At 70.9% G+C, this 16,277-nt stretch carries 16 protein-coding genes and 1 tRNA gene; 12 read left to right on the top strand and 5 right to left on the bottom strand.

Annotated elements, in window-relative coordinates; genetic code table 11:
* Positions 1–65: 65 nt before the first annotated feature.
* Positions 66–1,499, bottom strand: coding sequence for a PP2C family protein-serine/threonine phosphatase (locus ACZ5U5_RS27045; protein ID WP_469026420.1), 1,434 nt, complete (start codon positions 1,497–1,499; stop codon positions 66–68).
* A 538-nt stretch (positions 1,500–2,037) separates the two neighbouring features.
* Between ACZ5U5_RS27045 and ACZ5U5_RS27040 the strand changes: the two genes are divergently transcribed.
* Both ACZ5U5_RS27040 and ACZ5U5_RS27035 read left to right on the top strand, forming a co-directional pair.
* Complete coding sequence (locus tag ACZ5U5_RS27040; RefSeq protein ID WP_469026418.1) at positions 2,038–2,715, top strand: bifunctional DNA primase/polymerase; 678 nt, start codon at positions 2,038–2,040, stop codon at positions 2,713–2,715.
* Between the two features lie 57 nt (positions 2,716–2,772).
* Positions 2,773–3,387, top strand: a complete 615-nt coding sequence (locus ACZ5U5_RS27035; protein ID WP_469026416.1) for a hypothetical protein — start codon at positions 2,773–2,775, stop codon at positions 3,385–3,387.
* Between the two features lie 205 nt (positions 3,388–3,592).
* On the opposite strand, the gene ACZ5U5_RS27030 is transcribed toward ACZ5U5_RS27035, so the two are convergent.
* The 3 genes from ACZ5U5_RS27030 to ACZ5U5_RS27020 form a co-directional block, all read right to left on the bottom strand.
* Positions 3,593–4,558: a DUF5926 family protein gene (locus ACZ5U5_RS27030; RefSeq protein WP_469026414.1), complete on the bottom strand. Its 966-nt coding sequence runs from the start codon at positions 4,556–4,558 to the stop codon at positions 3,593–3,595.
* 180 nt (positions 4,559–4,738) lie between these two features.
* Positions 4,739–5,359, bottom strand: coding sequence for an ATP-binding protein (locus ACZ5U5_RS27025; protein ID WP_469026412.1), 621 nt, complete (start codon positions 5,357–5,359; stop codon positions 4,739–4,741).
* Positions 5,360–5,421: 62 nt separating this feature from the next.
* Complete coding sequence (locus ACZ5U5_RS27020) at positions 5,422–6,234, bottom strand: glycerophosphodiester phosphodiesterase (RefSeq protein WP_469026410.1); 813 nt, start codon at positions 6,232–6,234, stop codon at positions 5,422–5,424.
* 184 nt (positions 6,235–6,418) lie between these two features.
* Here ACZ5U5_RS27020 and ACZ5U5_RS27015 point away from each other — a divergent pair, with 184 nt between their 5' ends.
* The 4 genes from ACZ5U5_RS27015 to ACZ5U5_RS27000 all read left to right on the top strand — a co-directional run bounded on the left by ACZ5U5_RS27015 (position 6,419) and on the right by ACZ5U5_RS27000 (position 9,388).
* The gene (locus ACZ5U5_RS27015; protein ID WP_469026407.1) at positions 6,419–7,876 is read left to right on the top strand and encodes a S1C family serine protease; all 1,458 of its coding nucleotides are present in this window, start codon (positions 6,419–6,421) and stop codon (positions 7,874–7,876) included.
* A 42-nt stretch (positions 7,877–7,918) separates the two neighbouring features.
* Positions 7,919–8,003: transfer RNA gene (locus ACZ5U5_RS27010), tRNA-Ser, on the top strand.
* Between the two features lie 208 nt (positions 8,004–8,211).
* Positions 8,212–8,445, top strand: a complete 234-nt coding sequence (locus ACZ5U5_RS27005) for a hypothetical protein (protein WP_469026405.1) — start codon at positions 8,212–8,214, stop codon at positions 8,443–8,445.
* Between the two features lie 214 nt (positions 8,446–8,659).
* The gene (locus tag ACZ5U5_RS27000) at positions 8,660–9,388 is read left to right on the top strand and encodes a sensor domain-containing protein (RefSeq protein WP_469026403.1); all 729 of its coding nucleotides are present in this window, start codon (positions 8,660–8,662) and stop codon (positions 9,386–9,388) included.
* A gap of 108 nt (positions 9,389–9,496) precedes the next feature.
* Here the strand turns inward: ACZ5U5_RS27000 and ACZ5U5_RS26995 are convergent, their stop codons facing one another.
* Positions 9,497–10,369, bottom strand: coding sequence for a bifunctional DNA primase/polymerase (locus ACZ5U5_RS26995; RefSeq protein ID WP_469026401.1), 873 nt, complete (start codon positions 10,367–10,369; stop codon positions 9,497–9,499).
* Between the two features lie 372 nt (positions 10,370–10,741).
* Here ACZ5U5_RS26995 and ACZ5U5_RS26990 point away from each other — a divergent pair, with 372 nt between their 5' ends.
* The 6 genes from ACZ5U5_RS26990 to ACZ5U5_RS26965 all read left to right on the top strand — a co-directional run bounded on the left by ACZ5U5_RS26990 (position 10,742) and on the right by ACZ5U5_RS26965 (position 16,244).
* Positions 10,742–11,053: a hypothetical protein gene (locus ACZ5U5_RS26990; protein WP_363210232.1), complete on the top strand. Its 312-nt coding sequence runs from the start codon at positions 10,742–10,744 to the stop codon at positions 11,051–11,053.
* A 252-nt stretch (positions 11,054–11,305) separates the two neighbouring features.
* Positions 11,306–12,508 (top strand): acyl-CoA dehydrogenase family protein, encoded by a 1,203-nt coding sequence (locus tag ACZ5U5_RS26985; protein ID WP_469026399.1) that lies wholly within the window; start codon positions 11,306–11,308, stop codon positions 12,506–12,508.
* A complete protein-coding gene (locus tag ACZ5U5_RS26980; RefSeq protein WP_469026397.1) occupies positions 12,505–13,413 on the top strand; it encodes a bifunctional MaoC family dehydratase N-terminal/OB-fold nucleic acid binding domain-containing protein in 909 nt (302 codons plus the stop codon). Before ACZ5U5_RS26985 ends, ACZ5U5_RS26980 begins: the two co-directional genes overlap by 4 nt.
* Position 13,414: 1 nt before the next feature.
* On the top strand, positions 13,415–14,554 hold the full coding sequence (locus tag ACZ5U5_RS26975) for an acyl-CoA dehydrogenase family protein (RefSeq protein WP_469026395.1): 1,140 nt from the start codon (positions 13,415–13,417) through the stop codon (positions 14,552–14,554).
* A 113-nt stretch (positions 14,555–14,667) separates the two neighbouring features.
* Positions 14,668–15,081, top strand: a complete 414-nt coding sequence (locus ACZ5U5_RS26970) for a MaoC/PaaZ C-terminal domain-containing protein (RefSeq protein ID WP_469027095.1) — start codon at positions 14,668–14,670, stop codon at positions 15,079–15,081.
* On the top strand, positions 15,078–16,244 hold the full coding sequence (locus ACZ5U5_RS26965; protein WP_469026393.1) for a lipid-transfer protein: 1,167 nt from the start codon (positions 15,078–15,080) through the stop codon (positions 16,242–16,244). The genes ACZ5U5_RS26970 and ACZ5U5_RS26965 overlap by 4 nt, the downstream gene beginning before the upstream one ends.
* The last annotated feature ends 33 nt before the right edge of the window (positions 16,245–16,277 follow it).

The following is a 16,277-nucleotide window of genomic DNA, read 5'->3' as shown; positions in this document are numbered from 1 at the left end:
CATCGTACGGGCGTACGGAAGGGGGCCCAGAGCCGGAAGGCCCATTACATGCCGTATCGCGGGGGTCACTCGAAACGGGCCGCGAGGAGAACAACGTCCTCGTCGCTCTCGGCCCTGTCGAGCCCGTCGGGCAGCACCGTCCGCAGGATGTGATCCACGAGCGCGTCCGGGTCGTCACGCACCTGCTTGGGCACGCTCGCCGCCGCCGCGTGCAGCCGCGCGAAGGCCCGGTCCATCGGGTCGCCGGTGCGGTGCAGGAGGCCGTCCGTGTAGAGCAGCACCGTTTCTCCCGGTGTCGTCTGGAACTCCACGCTCGGCGCCTCCCAGCAGGCGAGCATCCCCAGGGGCGCCGAGAGCGAGGTCTCCACGAACTCCGTGCGCCGCTCGCCGATCACCAGGGGCGGGCTGTGGCCGGCTCCCGCGAGGACGATCTTGCGCAGCGCCGGTTCGCAGTAGGCGAAGAGGGCCGTCGCGGACCGCGCGGGCTCGGTGAGCCGCAGCAGCAGCTCCAGATCGGAGAGTACGGCGACGGGGTCCTCGCCCTCCATCACGGCGTACGCCCGCAAGGAGGCCCGCAGGCGCCCCATCGCGGCCACGGCGCTCGGCCCGGACCCGGTGACGGACCCGACCGCGAGGCCGAGCGCGGCGTCGGGCAGCGGCAGCGCGTCGAACCAGTCGCCGCCGCCGGGCGCGGAGGTGCGGTGCCGGGCGGCGAGCCGCACCCCGGCGACCCGCGGCAGGCGCGAGGGCAGCAGTTCCTCGCGCAAGGTGGCCTCCGTGGTGCGGGCGCGGTCCAGTTCGATCAGCCGCGCCACGTGCTCGGCGGCCTGGCGTGCGTAGAGCCCGACGAGGTGGCGTTGGCGCTCGCCCGGCTCGGCGGGCTCGTCGTACAGCCAGACGGCGGCGCCGATCCGGCCCGCCGTCCCGGTGGACAGGGGAAGCGCGTAGCTCGCGCCGTAGCCGAGCCGGACGGCGACCTCGCGGTGACGGGGGTCCAGGCTGCCGTCGGCGAGCAGATCGGCGTCGACGATCTCGGTCTCGGCGGCCGGGGGCGCGGGCGGCGCGTCGAGAAGCCGTCCGAAGGCTGTGGCGGCGCGGGGAACCGTCTCGATGTGGCCGAGGTCGGCACGGGCGAGGCCGAGGCCGACGGTGGTGTCGGGGCCGAGTCCGTCGGCCGGCTCGAGGACGAGCAGACCGCGGCGCGCGCCGACGAGGGCGGCTCCGGCGCGCAGCAATTCGTGCAGGGCTTCGTCGAGGGTGGCCGTGCGGGCCAGGCGCTCGGTGAGCTCCTGCAGGGTGGTCAGATCCGAGATCCAGCCCGCGAGCCGGTCCTGGATCAGGAGCGTCGGTGCGGCTTGGGCCTGTGGGGCGGGCGCGACAGTGTGGGCTGGTGGCGGAACAGTGGAATCGATTCCGGCCACTTTCGGGAGGTGCGGAGCGTTCATGGCTGACGGCTTTCCGGCCGGTGCGTATTGCTCAATAGCATCGCAAACCCCCATGTCATTCTGCGCCGCTAGCAATGTTCTCCACATCTACACGCACTGGTTAGGGGATGTCCAGCATTGTCCAGCTGGGATTCCTGGTGTCCATGGGAATTCTGTGACGTTTCGCGATCTTGAGAACTTGGCTCAAAAGTGCCTGAGGCGACGGCATATTGCGATCGACTGGGATTGTTCAACAAGGGGTACTCCCAAGCCCTCAGGCATGGGAGGCGCGTCACAGCGGCCGTGATGGGTACGTACTCGGTGATGACCAGGGGCAGTTGAGATCAGCCCGGAACCTGGCGACGGACCCGGGCGTCTTAACTCACGACGACCGCGCCCCATCCTCCCGTGGGGGAGGCGGCGAAGAAGTACGCGGGACAGCAATCGCCAGGCACCGCCACCCCACGCCACGCTAACGCTCGGCCCTAACGGGTTCCCCATGCCGCAGGCTGGGGTGTGATGCGCCAGTTCTACGCACAGCGAAGTGATCCACACATGGTGTGATGTGGCCCGCCGTGTTCCTCGGCGTGTAAACGGAAAGGAACGAGCGCTCATGCGCGAGATCCTCGGAAGGCGAAGCAGGCTCCTGGCCAGGCTCACCGGCAGGAAGTCCGACCAGAGTCCCGGTTTGATCGGTGCGGCCCTGACCACTGCCACGGCATGGAAGTGGCCCGTGGTCCCCGGCGTCGGACTCGACCGGCGAGACGGCACCCGCTGCGCCTGCCCCGACCCCGACTGCACGGTGCCGGGAGCCCATCCCCTCGACCCCGGCCTGCTGGCCGCGACGACCGACGAGCGCATGGTGCGCTGGTGGTGGACGAACCGCCCGGACGCGCCCATCGTGCTCGCCACCGGGGTGGGCGCCCCCTGCGCCGTCAGCCTGCCGGCCGTCGCGGGAGCGCGGGCCCTGACCGCGCTCGACGAGATGGGCATCAGGCTCGGCCCGGTCGTCGCGACCCCCGCCCGCCTCTTCGTCCTCGTCGCGCCTTACTCCATGGAGCAGTTGGGCGACCTCCTGTACGCGAAGGACTACGTACCGGGCTCGCTGCGCTTCCACGGAGAGGGCGGATATCTCGCGCTGCCGCCCTCCGAGACGGGGCAGGGGGCGGTGCGCTGGGAGCGGGCTCCGCTGCCCGGCTCGGCGGCGCCGTGGGTGCCCGATGTCGAGGCCGTGGTGGACGCGGTGGTCGACGCGCTCACTCGTACGGGTGTGAGCGCGCCCGAGTTGTAGGGGAAATGGGCGCGCGGGGAGCCGGACGCCCGCCAAACGTCGTTACTGTCAGGCCTCATGAACCCCCGCCTGATCGCGCTCATGGGCGTCGTGGCCATTACGGTTCTCCTGCCGCTCGCCGGTGCGTCCGCGGGGCCCTTGGGCGACGGAGACGCCGAAGCCAGGCCGACGGAGCGGCCGGCGGACGCGGCACCGGGGGCGGCGCCGGATCCCGACGCGAAACAGCCCTCTACGGAGAAGCCGACTTCGCAACGCTCCACTACGGAGGGCGTGACTTCGGGCAACCGCTCCGCGGACGACTCCTCGCTTCTCACAGGGCTCGGCCTCGACAGCGCCGCGCAGTGCGGCCCCGAAGTCACCTCTCCCAAGGGCATCGAAGCCCAGACGTGCGTCCTGACCCAGGGGCGCGACACCTGGGGCCGCACGTACTACCGCAACACGACCGGTGATGAGCTGAGCGCCGTACTGAGCGTTATGGCGCCGGGTGGGCGCACCGTGCAGATGCATTGCGCGGTCGGCGCGGCGGACGAGCCGGGGGCGTGCGAGACACCGCGGGAGCGTACGACGGGGAATTCAGCGGCGTATTCGGCGGTGGTGGAGTTCGCTGACGGGAGTGGCGGACCCTTGCTCCTGCGCTCCGGAAGCAACTCCGCGCGGCCGAAGGCCAGTTGAGTCAGCAGGTCAGACCGGGCAGTGGGCCGGACATGAAAGCGCCCGGTTGCTGGCGACGGGGGATGCACCAGCAACCGGGCTACCTGAACGGTAACAAGAGATCTGCTCTGGGCAAATTCGATCTCGGATATCCGGACAGGGATTTACCTGCGACGACAGGGAGTTGTGACAGGAGTCACCCCTGCCCTTCCGACTGACTGGTGGGTCAGCTCAGCGTCACCTGGCGGTTGGTGAGACCGCCGCGCGCCCGGCGCTCCTCCGGCGTGAGCGGGGCCTCGCTGTCCAGCGCGGTCGCGAGCCGCTCGGCGAACTCCGCCGCGGGCTTCTCGATGTCCTCGGCGCCCATTCCGGTCGGCAGGTCCCACACCGGGACCGTCAGACCGTGCGCCCGGAAGGATCCGACCAGACGGGTGCCCTCGCCGAGACTCGACGTGCCCGCCGCGTGCAGCCGGGCGAGCGCGTCGAGCAGCTTCTCCTCGGGGTGCGGCATGACCCAGCGCAGGTGGTTCTTCTCCGGGGTCTCGCACCAGTACGCGCAGTCCACGCCGGAGAGACGCACGGTCGGGATGGCGGCGGCGTTCGCCCGCTCCAGGGACGCGGACACCTCGGTGGAGGCGTTCTCCGAGTCCGGGACCCAGAACTCGAAGCCCGTGTGCACGATCGGCTCGAATGTGCCGTCGGGGTCGAGAAGGTCCTGCAGGCGCGGCCCGTCGGCGGGGGCGCGGCGGGCCTGGACCGGCGAGCCGGGCTCGGCGGTCAGGGCGCGCTGAAGGGTGTCGGCGAGGTCGCGGCTGATGTCACCGGACGCGGTGTCGTTCTGCAGGCCGAGCAGGACCGAGCCGTCATCGCGGCGCAGCGCGGGCCAGGCCATCGGCAGGACGGTCGCCAGGGAGACGGAGGGCACGCCGTCCGGCAGCCCGTCCTTGAGGGGCAGTTCGACGGTCGCCGCCGGGACGAGCTCGCGCAGCGCCACCCAGTCGCCCTCGCCGGGCAGGCCTTCGAAGGGGCGGTGCACCAGCTCGGTCACCGCGTGCGCGGCGGCCCGGCCGTGACAGGCCTTGTAACGGCGGCCCGAACCGCAGGGGCAGGGTTCGCGGGCACCGACGACAGGGACCTGCCCGTCCGTCAGCTGCGGCTGCTTGCCCTTGGTCTGAGGGCGCTTCTTGGCCATCTTGGGTGTCTCCCGGATGCGGCTTTCCAGCGTGGCTCTTCGTACGTCTTGGGCGTACGGGCGCGAGCCTAGCCGCTCACCGTCGAGGCATCGGGTTTCAGCCTCGGTCGGAGGGAGCCGTCATCGGGTGCCGTCCCTCGGGAGCCTTCAGTCGAAGCCGGCTGACGCCGGCGCTCGAAGTCACCGCTCGCGGTCGTCGAAGGGGTCCGCGAACGCGAGGTCGGGTATCGCCGAACCCGCGGGGGCCGCGACGCGCGTAGCGAAGTCCTCGTGGCAGTGCCCGGCTTGTACGACGACCCACACCGTGACCTCGCCGTGGATGTCGTCACGCACGCCCCACGTCTCGGCGAGGGCCGTGATGATGTTGAGCCCGCGCCCGCCGTGCGCGGTGACCGAAGGTGTGGCCGGAACGGGGCGGGTCGGGCCACCGCCGTCCGTCACCTCGACCGTCAGCCTGCCTGTCGCGTCCACGCTCCAGGCGGCCCGGACATCACCGTCGCCCACCATTCCCTCGCCCAGCGGCCTGCCGTGCCGGCAGGCGTTGCTGAGCAATTCCGAAAGGATCAGTACGGCATCGTCGACGACCGATTCCGGCACCCCGTTCCCGCGCAGTTGATCGCGCATCCGGTGCCTTGCTTCTCCCACGCCCGCCGGGCCATGGGGTACGGCCATGCTCGACGACGCGGGCACCTCCCGTGCCACCACCAACGCCACCCCCGAGACCTCCTTCGCCCCACGCCACGGTGTGAATGCCCCAATGGACTGGACCGGAAACCGGCCAATCCTTGTGCGGTGACGCACTCGTAACGATCGAATACGGACCGAACGCGCCGGTGCACACCCCGTGACCGACGGGATCGGGGTTAGCGGCGGCCCAACTGGGACAGCACCTGCTTGGGGCGATTGGTGATGATGGCGTCGACGCCGAGTTCGACGCAGAGCTCCACGTCCTCGGGTTCGTTCACGGTCCACACGTGCACCTGGTGCCCCGCACGCTTGAGTTTGGCGACGTAGGCCGGGTGATTGCGGACGATCCGCATGCCGGGACCGGCGATCCGGACGCCCGCGGGAAGGCGGCCGTCGCGGTGGCGCGGCGACACGAACTGCATCAGGTAGACCGTCGGCAGGGTGGGGGACGCGGCCCGCACGCGCTGCAGGGAGCGCGCGGAGAAGCTCATGACGCGTACGGGAGAGGGGCCGTCGGCGGGTGGGGAATCCAAACCGAAGCGCTTCAGTAGAAGAAGCAGCTTTTCCTCGACCTGACCCCGCCAGCGGGTGGGGTGCTTGGTCTCGATGGCCAGCTGGACATCGCGCCCCGACGCGTTGCTTTCGGCCACGAGCTCGAGGAGCCGCTCCAGGGTGAGGACGGCGGTGTCCTCCCAGTCGGGGAGTTCGTCGGCCTCACTGTGGTTGTTCTTCCAGGAGCCGAAGTCGAGGGTGGCGAGATCGGCGAGCTCCAGGGCCGAGACGGCTCCCCGGCCGTTCGAGGTCCGGTTCACGCGGCGGTCGTGGACGCAGACGAGGTGCCCGTCCGCAGTGAGGCGTACATCGCATTCGAGAGCGTCGGCCCCGTCGTCGACCGCCTTCTTGTAGGCGGCCAGCGTGTGCTCGGGGGCGTCTTCGGATGCTCCGCGGTGGGCGACGACCTGGATCTGTTGCTGTCGTGCGAGGGTCACCGCGTCATGGTGCCATCACGGGGTACTCGAAGGCTTGCCCAAGGTGTCGCACACAGAGCCGGATCCACAGGATCGGCTTATGGTGCCCTGACAGCCCATGGGAAAAGCTGACTGCAGACAGATGCACAGTTGGGCACAGCCAGGCCGTGACCGTGAACGACAGCGTGGACCGAGGAGAAGAGCTGTGAGCACCGAGAACGAGGGCAACGAGGTACCCCCGGCCCCGTCAGCGCCCCCCGCGCCGGTGGCGTCTCCCGCTGCTTCCGCCGACCCCATGACGCACGCTGCCGGAGCACCCGACCCCGTGGCGCCGCCCGCCGCCCCCGGCCAGGAACCGTCGGCGCATCACGCTTCCGCGCACGCCGGTACCACCGGAGGCGCGCCCTCGCACGCCTCCGGTGCCGGAGCGTGGCCGCCTCCGCCGCCGCCCGCCGTTCCCTCGTACGCCCAGGGTGGAGGGTCCGGCTCCGGATGGGGCGCGTCGTACGCGGCGCAGCACCCGGACGAGCCCAAGCCCGCGGGCCGGCGCGGTGGCCTGATCGCCGCGGTGCTCGTGGCCGCACTCGTAGCGGGCGGCGTCGGCGGCGGCATCGGCTTCTGGGCGGCCGACCGGAACGACAACAGCACGGGCTCGACCACGGTGTCCGCGTCGAACACGCCGGCCGACCTCAAGCGTGACCCCGGCACAGTCGCCGACATCGCGGGCAAGGCGCTGCCCAGCGTCGTCACCATCGATGCCCAGGGTGGCAACGGCGAGGGCGGCACGGGCACCGGCTTCGTCTACGACAAGCAGGGCCACATCCTGACGAACAACCACGTCGTGGCCTCCGCGGCCGACGGCGGAAAGGTCGCGGCCACGTTCTCGGACGGCAAGAAGTACGACGCCGAGGTGGTCGGCCGCGCCGAGGGCTATGACGTGGCGGTCCTCAAGCTCAAGAGCCCGCCGTCGAACCTGAAGCCGCTCCCCCTCGGCAACTCCGACAAGGTGGCGGTCGGCGACTCGACGATCGCCATCGGCGCCCCCTTCGGCCTCTCGAACACGGTCACGACCGGCATCGTCAGCGCCAAGGACCGCCCGGTGACCTCCAGCGACGGCGCGAGCAGCAAGAGCTCGTACATGAGCGCCCTGCAGACCGACGCGTCCATCAACCCCGGCAACTCCGGCGGTCCGCTGCTCGACGCGGGCGGCGCGGTCATCGGCATCAACTCCGCGATCAAGCCCGCGGAGAGCGGCGGCGGCCTCGGCGGAGGCGGCCAGTCCGGCTCCATCGGCCTGGGCTTCGCGATCCCGGTCAACCAGGCCAAGTACGTCGCACAGCAGCTGATCAAGAACGGCCAGGCCGTCTACCCCGTGATCGGCGCCTCGGTCGCCCTGCAGGAGAACACGGGCGGCGCCACGATCTCCCGGGAGGGCGCGAGCGGTACGCAGGCGGTCACCCCGAACGGCCCCGCGGACAAGGCGGGCCTCAAGCCCGGTGACGTCATCACGAAGCTGGACGGCTCGGTGATCGACAGCGGCCCGACCCTGATCGGCCAGATCTGGACCCACAAGCCGGGCGACACCGTCGAGATCACGTACAAGCGCGACGGCAAGGAGCACAAGGTCGACGTGATCCTGGGCGAGCGCAAGGGCGAGAGCTGACCCGCTACTCTTGTCCCCGCACCGCCCTGAACGGCGGTGCGGGGTGGGTTGCCCGAGCGGCCTAAGGGAACGGTCTTGAAAACCGTCGTGGCGAGAGTCACCGTGGGTTCAAATCCCACACCCACCGCACTTCTTGAGAGCCCCTGACCAGCGGAAACGGTCGGGGGCTCTTGCCTTTCCGGGTGGGGTGCGGCCGCTTGTGGGTGCGTAGGTCACCTTGGATGAACCTGGTACTCCACGTGGCCGCTGTGCGGCGAGCCTGGGAGAAGGCGCGGGTCGATTGATGTGTCGTTTCGCTGCAGAGGATCACTGGATCACCCCAAAAGGAGATAACCGTGTTGCAGCGCATCGCATCCGCCCTCGCCGTGGCCACCGTCGCCGGATTCCTGGCCGCCGGCACCGCCGTCGCCGCGGACGGTCCGACCGGCACCCTCGACGAGGGCCGCTACGCAGGGCAGTCGTTCACCAACATGGGCGGCCCCTACGGCATCACCACCGCCGGTCAGACGGAGGGCGGGCACCGCGACGGGACCGCCCTCAACGGCGTCTTCGACGGGTTCAACGACTGACGGATTCTCCGTCCGGTCAGGGGGTGCCTCTCTCGCTGAGAGGCGCCCCCTCCTTGTGCTCCGGACGCTGCGGCTTCGTCCGGGGCACAAGGAGGGGGTGGTGCCAGCGACACCCCGGAGAGGCCAGGTCACCGTATGTCCCGGGCCGCTCGGATCCGCGAACGTGGACGACGTCAGCACGGCACGTCCCCACCGCGAAGATTCGAGGCCCGTCATGAGCACCAGCGCACTGCCGTACCCAGCCGCTCCCGCCGCTTCTGGTGCCCCTTCCGCTGAGCGCGCCCCGAAGGCCCCGGGCTTCTGGCGGGCGCCGTTCGCCGCCTCGACGTACCGGGAGATCGGCTACACGGTGGCGTCGCTGCCCATCGCCATCGTGGGCTTCACCTTCGCCGTGACGATGTTCTCGCTCGGCGTGGGCCTGTTCGTCACCGTGCTCGGGCTGCCGGTCCTCGCGGCCGCGCTGGCCGGGGCGCGGGGGCTCGGGGCGGCCGAACGGGGGCGGGCCCGGGGGCTGCTGGGGCTCGATGTCGCCGGGCCGGTTGCCGTGCAGACGCCGCGGGGCGCGGGTGCGTGGGCCGGGATGCGGGCGCGGCTCATGGACGGTGCGGGCTGGCGGGCGCTGCTCTTCCAGGTCGTGATGTTCCCCTCGCGCGTGGTGTCCTTCGTCCTCAGCGTGACGTTCCTGGTCACCGGCTGGGTGGTCGCGCTCCTTCCGGCGTACTCCTGGGTGTTCCCGCGGTACGTCGACTGGCCCGGCTACCGGGTGTTCGACTACACCTCCGGTGGTGAGCACCACGCGTACTACCTGGAGTCGCCGGTGCAGATCGCCGGGGCGTCCCTGGTGGGCCTCGTCATCGTCTTCCTCACCCCGAAGCTCGTCCGCGCCCTGACGAACATCGACCGCGCAGCGGTGCGTTCGATGCTCGGGCAGCGTCAGCGGTAGGGGAGCCGGGGAACGGGGTAAGGGGCGCCCGCTATTGCGGGCGTCCCTTACCGCTTCTCTTATCGCGTCTCTGATCGCGCCCCTTGCCGCGTCACGCTTGGCCCGCCGTCACGCGTGCCCCGTCAGCCGTTCGGCCGACGCGATCGTCGAGCGGGCCTCGCGCTCCGTGAGACCCACCTGGAGCGCGGCGGCGATGAGTTCGCCGGCCAGGGGTTCTCCGATGCCGTTCTCGTAGGCGCGGCAGGCGGCCCAGAACAGGCGGGTGTTGCGCTGGCCCTCGTGCGCGGCGAGGACGAACTGGACCAAGCCCTGACCCTGTTGGGCGGGGGCCGGCACCTGCGGGAGCGTGGGGTGGTAGGCGCGGGCCGGGGGTGTGAGCAGGCGGAGCAGCGCGGGAGGGCAGCTCGCCGGAGGGAGGTGGGCGGTGCCGGCCACGGTGCTGTAGACGCCGTGTTCGGTGCGCGAGCCGGGGCCGACGAGATAACCCCCTGCGCCCCTGATGTCGATGCCGGGGGCCAGGCGCCCCGCGGAGTTGGGGACGACGGCCTCGGGCGGCCCCGCCAGCCAGATGTGACGGCCTCCGCTGGGGGTCGCCACGACCACCGTGGCCGGGATCGTGAAGAGGTGGCGCAGCGTCAGTTCCCGCAGGGCCGCGGGAGCGTCCGTACCGGACTTGGTGTCCAGGTCGATGCCGATCAGATGGTGCGGGGGCAGCCCGCACGCGATGCCGTAGCCGGTGGCCCAGGGGGCGGCGGCGAAGAGTTCGCGGATGCGCAGGGGGTCGGTCGACGCGTCGTACACGCCGTGTCCGGGGCGGCCGCATTCGCCGTGACAGGGGGTCGTCTCGGGTTGCTCGTGATGGGGGGAGCGGAGCGCCGGCAGTTTGGTGCGGGAGAGCGGGATGACGGCGAGGCCGCGCTCGGCGGCGGACAGTGCGTGGGCGAGTACGAGTGCTGTGGCATGGCGGTCGATGGTGGCCATGACTTCATTTTCGTACAAGCGTTCGAAGAAAGGAAGAGGGGTGGGCGCGGCGCGCGGACGAAACGCGGGTGTGCCCGTCGATCTTCTGACTGTGGCGGAACGCTTCACCCCGTGCGGTGCCTGGGTTTGAGTCCGCCTATCGGGGCTGAACAGGGGCTTTGGGAGAACCAAGCATGTTTATCGACTTGTACTCACGCTTGCGGGGGAATTGGGGCTTCCGGGGTGGTTCGCCGGGGATTCGGTGGGCAACTCTGGACTCGCGACGTCGTGCAGAACCCCCAGAGCGGTCGGCCAACTGCTTTGGAACAAGACGCACTTCAGGTGCTCCCCGGCACATCGCCGGTGGGTGCCCCCGTAACGGAGGAAACTGACATGGCAAGCATCCGTACCGCCCGCGTCATCGCTGCAGCCGCGGCCCTGCCCCTGGCTGCCGCACTCTTCACGGGTGTCGCGACGGCCGACAACGGCTCCTTCGCGAACGACGGATCGAATGCGGGCGTGGCGACTGTCAACGGCAGCGGCGTCGGCGGCAACAACAGCGGCAACTCGTCCACGTCGCAGCAGCAGGCCGTCGGCTCAGGCGCCTCGAACCAGAACAACACCGCCCAGGTGAACGGCTCGGCGTTCACGGCGATCGACCAGTCGAACGAGAACATCGCCGTCAACTTCACCCACCTCTGGTGAGGTGACGGCGCCCCGGGGTAGCGCCCCGGGGTCTGCTGGATGGGGTGTGTGGCGTTCTGCGCGGCGGTGCATCTGCACCGCCGCGCAGTCGTGTCCGGGGGCGCCCGTGACGCGGGGTCTCCCGCGCCCCGGGTCTACCGCGCCCCGGGGCTCCCGTATCCGGGGTGATCTCTTGACAGTACGACGGCATCTGACGGACAGTCAGAAACCCTTGTCGGTGTGACGCCCTTACGCGAAGGAGAGGCCGCCGCCGTGCACCTCACCCCCACCGAACGCCAACAGCGGTTGCGCGCCGAACTGCGCTCCTACTTCCGCGACCTGATGCCGGGAGGGCCGCCCGAAGGGGGTGATGTGGAGGGGCAGCGCCGACTGCTGCGGCGCATCGGGGCCGACGGCATGCTCGGCCTCGGCTGGCCGGTGGAGTACGGCGGGCAGGGGCGCGGGCCCGACGAACAGTTCGTCTTCTTCGACGAGGCCTACCGTGCGGGCGCGCCTGTCTCGATGGTCACCCTGAACACCGTCGGGCCGACCCTCATGAAGTACGGCACCGACGAGCAGAAGGCCGCGTTCCTGCCGCGCATCCTCAGCGGTGACCTCGTCTTCGCGATCGGGTACAGCGAGCCGTCGGCGGGTACGGACCTGGCCTCGCTGCGGACACGGGCGGTGCGCGAGGCCGAGGGGCCCACTGGCACGCCCGGGGGCACATGGGTCGTCGACGGGCAGAAGATCTTCACGTCGAACGCCCAGAACGCCGACTGGATCTGGCTCGCCTGCCGCACCGACCCGGAAGCCCCCAAGCACCAGGGCATCTCGATCATCCTCGTCCCGACCGACGCGCCCGGGTTCTCGTGGACGCCGATCGAGACGGTGGGCGGCCTGACGACCACGGCGACGTATTACGACGGAATCCGCGTGCCCGCCACCAACCTCGTCGGCGAGGAGAACGGCGGCTGGGGGCTCATCACCAACCAGCTCAACCACGAGCGGGTGGCGCTCGCGGCGATCGGCATGCAGGCCGAGGATTTCTACGCCGCGGCCCTCGCCTTCGCCCGCACACCCGATCCGGTGACGGGTGAGCGCCGGATTGACGCCCCGTGGGTCCGGTCCAGGCTGGCCGAAGCGCAGGCCCGACTGTCGGCAACGCGCCTGCTCAACTGGCGTTTGGTGGGCGATGTCGGGGCGGGCGCGCTGGCGCCGGGAGACGCGAGCGGCGTGAAATTCGTGGGAACCGAATCGGCGGTGGAGGTGTACCGAATATGCCAGGAAGTCACGGGCGAGGCGGGTCTGGTCCGGCGCGGTTCACCCGGCTGCCTGACGCTCGGGGCGTCGGCCGAGGGGGAGTTGGAACGGATGAACAGGGCGGCACAGATCAATACGTTCGGGGGCGGGGTGAGCGAGGTGCAGCGGGAGATCGTGGCGACGATGCGCCTCGGGATGCGGAGGGGGCGGCGGTGACCGATCTTTCGTACGAGACGCTGAAGGTCTTCGAGGGGCGGGCGGCCGCCACGTCGGGCGAGGGCAAGGACCCGGTCAACGAACCGATGATCCGCCACTGGTGCGAGGCCATGGGCGACACGAACCCGGCGTACGTGGGGACGGATCCGATCGCGCCGCCGACGATGCTCCAGGCCTGGACGATGGGCGGACTCTCCGGGCACCAAGGGCGTTCGGCCGCGTACGACGAGTTGTTCGCGCTCCTGGACGGCGCGGGGTACTCCTCCGTCGTCGCGACGGACTGCGAGCAGGAGTATCTGCGGCCGCTGCGGCCGGGGGACGAGATCACCTTCGACGCGGTCATCGAGTCGGTGTCGGAACGCAAGACGACCAAGCTGGGCACGGGCCATTTCGTCACGACCCGGATGGACGTCAGAGCGGGCGGTGAGCCGGCGGGAATCCACCGTTTCCGGATCCTCAAGTACGCACCCGCGCGGCAGAAACCCCGGGGCAAGCGCCCCCGCCCGGTGATCAACCGGGACAACACGGGGTTCTGGGAAGGCGTGGCCCGGCATCAGCTCCTGATCCAGCGCTGCGGCGGCTGCCGGGCACTGCGCTTCCCCTGGCTGCCGGGCTGCAACGCCTGTGGGTCTCTCGTATGGGACACGGTCGAGGCGAGCGGCGAGGGCACGGTCTACTCGTACGTCGTCATGCACCACCCGCCCTTCCCCGCCTTCGATCCCCCGTACGCCGTCGGGCTCATCGACCTGGCGGAGGGCGTGCGCATGGTCAGCAATGTGGTGGGGGTGCCCAGCGACAAGGTGCGGATCGGGCAGCCGGTCCGGCTCGAATTCCGGCGGGTGGACGCGGAATTGGAGCTCCCGGTGTTCCGGGCCGTCGAGAGCATGGCGGGGGGCGAGGTCTGAAATGGACTTCACACCCACGGAGGAGCAGGCCGCGGCACGGGACCTCGCCGCAGAGGTCTTCGGCGACCTGGCCACGCCCGAGCGGCTCACGGCGGCGGGGCCGGAGTCGGACGCCGAGCTGTGGAAGGCACTGTGCGCGGCAGGGCTGCCGGGTGCGGTGGAGGACGTCGGGCTGCTCGGACTCGTGCTGCTGCTCGAGGAGCAGGGGAGGACGACGGCCCAGGCCCCCTTCGCGGCGAGCTGTGTCTATGGGCTGCTCGCGGTGGCCGCGCACGGCACGGAGGAGCAGCGGGGGCGACTGCTGCCGGGACTGCGGGACGGTACGGCGGTGGCGACGGGGGCATTCCCGGCGCGGGGCGGCGTGGTGGCCGTCGCGGAGGGGGCGCCGCCCGGCGGGTCGTCCGGAGCTACCGAAGGGCCGGCTGAGGCGCCCGCCGGAACGCTGACCGGCGTGGTGCCCTGGGTGCCGTGGCTGCGGGATGCCACGGAGGTCCTGGTGGCGGTGCGTGAACCGGAGGAGCGAGGCGGCCACAGCCTGTGGAGGGTGCGGGTGGCCGACGCGGAGACCGAGCCCGTGGAACTGACCGCGCCGTGGGCGGCGGGGCGGTTGACCCTGGACGGGGCACCCGGGGAGCGGATCGGAGGGGTCGGGGCGTACGAGGACGTCCTGGCGAGCGCGCGGACCGCCTTCGCGGGACTGCAGGCCGGTGTGTGCGCGGGGTCGCTGGCTCGCGCGGTCGCGCACACGAACGAACGGGAGCAGTTCGGGCGGCCACTCGCGGCCAAGCAGGGGGTCCAACTCCGGGCGGCCGACGCCCATATGGACACCGAGGCGATACGGGTCACGGCGTACGAGGCCGCGTGGCGGCGCGACGCGGGCCTGGCGTACGGCACCCATGCGCTGACCGCCGCGTGGTGGGCGTCGGAGGGCGGAAAGCGGGTCGTGCACGCGGGTCAGCATCTGCACGGCGGCACGGGCGCCGACCTCGACCATCCCGTACACCGGCACTTCCTGTGGGGGCGGCAGCTGGACGCGTACCTGGGGTGCGGCAGCGAACTCCTGTCAGAGATGGGCGATTTGATCGCACAGGACGCTCGGGACGGCCAGGGCCCTCAGGCCCCGCGCGAGGGGGCGGCGTGACGGTGACGACAGGCAGGCAGGAAGAGGTGCGACATGACGGGGGCCGGGACGACATGACGGGGCGGGACGACTTGACCGGGAGACAGCAAGCCGCAGCGGGCGGAGGGGACGTCGTGCGGGTCGGGGACGAGCTGCCGGAGCTCACCATCCCGGTCACCCGGACGTTGATCGTGTCCGGTGCGATCGCCTCGCGGGACTACCAGGACGTTCACCACGACGCCGTGGCGGCACAGGAGAGGGGCTCCCCCGACATCTTCATGAACATCCTGACCACGAACGGCCTGGTGGGCCGGTACATCACCGACCACTTTTCCGGGGCGATCCTCCGCAGGGTGGCGATACGGCTTGGAGCGCCCAACTACCCCGGGGACACCATGGTGCTGACCGGCTCCGTGGAGCAGGTCGACGGCGACACGGCCACGGTGAGGGTGGTCGGCGCCAACGGCGTGGGCAAGCACGTCTCCGGCACGGTCACCGTCACCGTGCCGGACGGGGTGCGACGCGGGGCGGCAGGGGGCGCGGCATGAGCGTACGTACGCGCGACCTCCTCGGGGGGAAGGCCGCGGTGGTCGGGATAGGGGCCACCGAGTTCTCCAAGGACTCGGGGCGCAGTGAGCTCAGGCTCGCCGTGGAGGCGGTGGGCCTGGCGCTCGCCGACGCCGGGCTGAGCCCCGCCGACGTGGACGGCATGGTCACGTTCACCATGGACACGAACCCGGAGATCACCGTCGCGCAGGCGGCCGGGATCGGGGAGCTGTCGTTCTTCTCGCGCGTCCACTACGGCGGCGGTGCAGCCTGCGCGACCGTGCAGCAGGCGGCGCTGGCGGTGGCGACCGGGGTGGCCGAAGTCGTCGTCTGCTACCGCGCGTTCAACGAGCGCTCGGGCCGCCGCTTCGGTTCGGGCGTGCAGCACCGGGAGCCGTCGGCGGAGGGCGCGGCGCTCGGCTGGTCCCTGCCGTTCGGGTTGCTGACCCCCGCCTCCTGGGTGGCGATGGCGGCCCAGCGCTATCTGCACACCTACGGCCTCACCCCCGACGCGTTCGGCCATGTGGCGGTCACCGACCGGAAGTACGCGGCGACCAACCCGGCGGCCTATTTCCACGGGAAGCCGATCACGCTCGCCGAGCACGCCGCATCGCGCTGGATCGTCGAGCCGCTGAGGCTCCTGGACTGCTGCCAGGAGACCGACGGCGGGCAGGCCATCGTCGTGACGAGCGTGGAGCGGGCCCGCGATCTGCCGAAGCCACCGGCGGTGATCACGGCGGCGGCCCAGGGGGCGGGCCGGGCGCAGGAGCAGATGACGAGTTTCTACCGCGACGACCTGAGCGGACTGCCGGAAATGAGCGTGGTGGCACGGCAGTTGTGGCGCAGCTCGGGGCTCGCGCCCGGGGACATCGACGTGGGCATTCTCTACGACCACTTCACTCCGTTCGTGCTGATGCAGCTGGAGGAGTTCGGTTTCTGCGGGCCGGGCGAGGCGGCGGACTTCGTGGCCGAGGGGACCCTGCCGATCAACACGCACGGAGGGCAGCTGGGGGAGGCGTATCTGCACGGGATGAACGGCATTGCGGAGGCGGTCCGGCAGGTGCGCGGCACGTCCGTGAACCAGATACCGGGCGCGGCGCGCACGCTGGTCACCGCGGGCACCGGTGTCCCCACATCAGGGTTGATTCTGGCGGCGGACGGCTGAACGCGGCGCGTGTCCCGGCCACGGCGGAGGCTC

Source organism: Streptomyces sp. NPDC033177, from assembly GCF_055577715.1.
Note: the sequence above shows the minus strand (reverse complement) of the source record. Positions and strands in the feature narration are given on the sequence as shown.

Excerpts from the sequence above, each read along its gene's own strand:
- ACZ5U5_RS27045 (WP_469026420.1), bottom strand. The coding sequence starts at position 1,499 with ATGGGGGTTTGCGATGCTATTGAGCAATACGCACCGGCCGGAAAGCCG.
- ACZ5U5_RS27040 (WP_469026418.1), top strand. The coding sequence starts at position 2,038 with ATGCGCGAGATCCTCGGAAGGCGAAGCAGGCTCCTGGCCAGGCTCACC.
- ACZ5U5_RS27035 (WP_469026416.1), top strand. The coding sequence starts at position 2,773 with ATGAACCCCCGCCTGATCGCGCTCATGGGCGTCGTGGCCATTACGGTT.
- ACZ5U5_RS27030 (WP_469026414.1), bottom strand. The coding sequence starts at position 4,558 with ATGGCCAAGAAGCGCCCTCAGACCAAGGGCAAGCAGCCGCAGCTGACG.
- ACZ5U5_RS27000 (WP_469026403.1), top strand. The coding sequence starts at position 8,660 with ATGAGCACCAGCGCACTGCCGTACCCAGCCGCTCCCGCCGCTTCTGGT.
- ACZ5U5_RS26995 (WP_469026401.1), bottom strand. The coding sequence starts at position 10,369 with ATGGCCACCATCGACCGCCATGCCACAGCACTCGTACTCGCCCACGCA.
- ACZ5U5_RS26990 (WP_363210232.1), top strand. The coding sequence starts at position 10,742 with ATGGCAAGCATCCGTACCGCCCGCGTCATCGCTGCAGCCGCGGCCCTG.
- ACZ5U5_RS26975 (WP_469026395.1), top strand. The coding sequence starts at position 13,415 with ATGGACTTCACACCCACGGAGGAGCAGGCCGCGGCACGGGACCTCGCC.
- ACZ5U5_RS26965 (WP_469026393.1), top strand. The coding sequence starts at position 15,078 with ATGAGCGTACGTACGCGCGACCTCCTCGGGGGGAAGGCCGCGGTGGTC.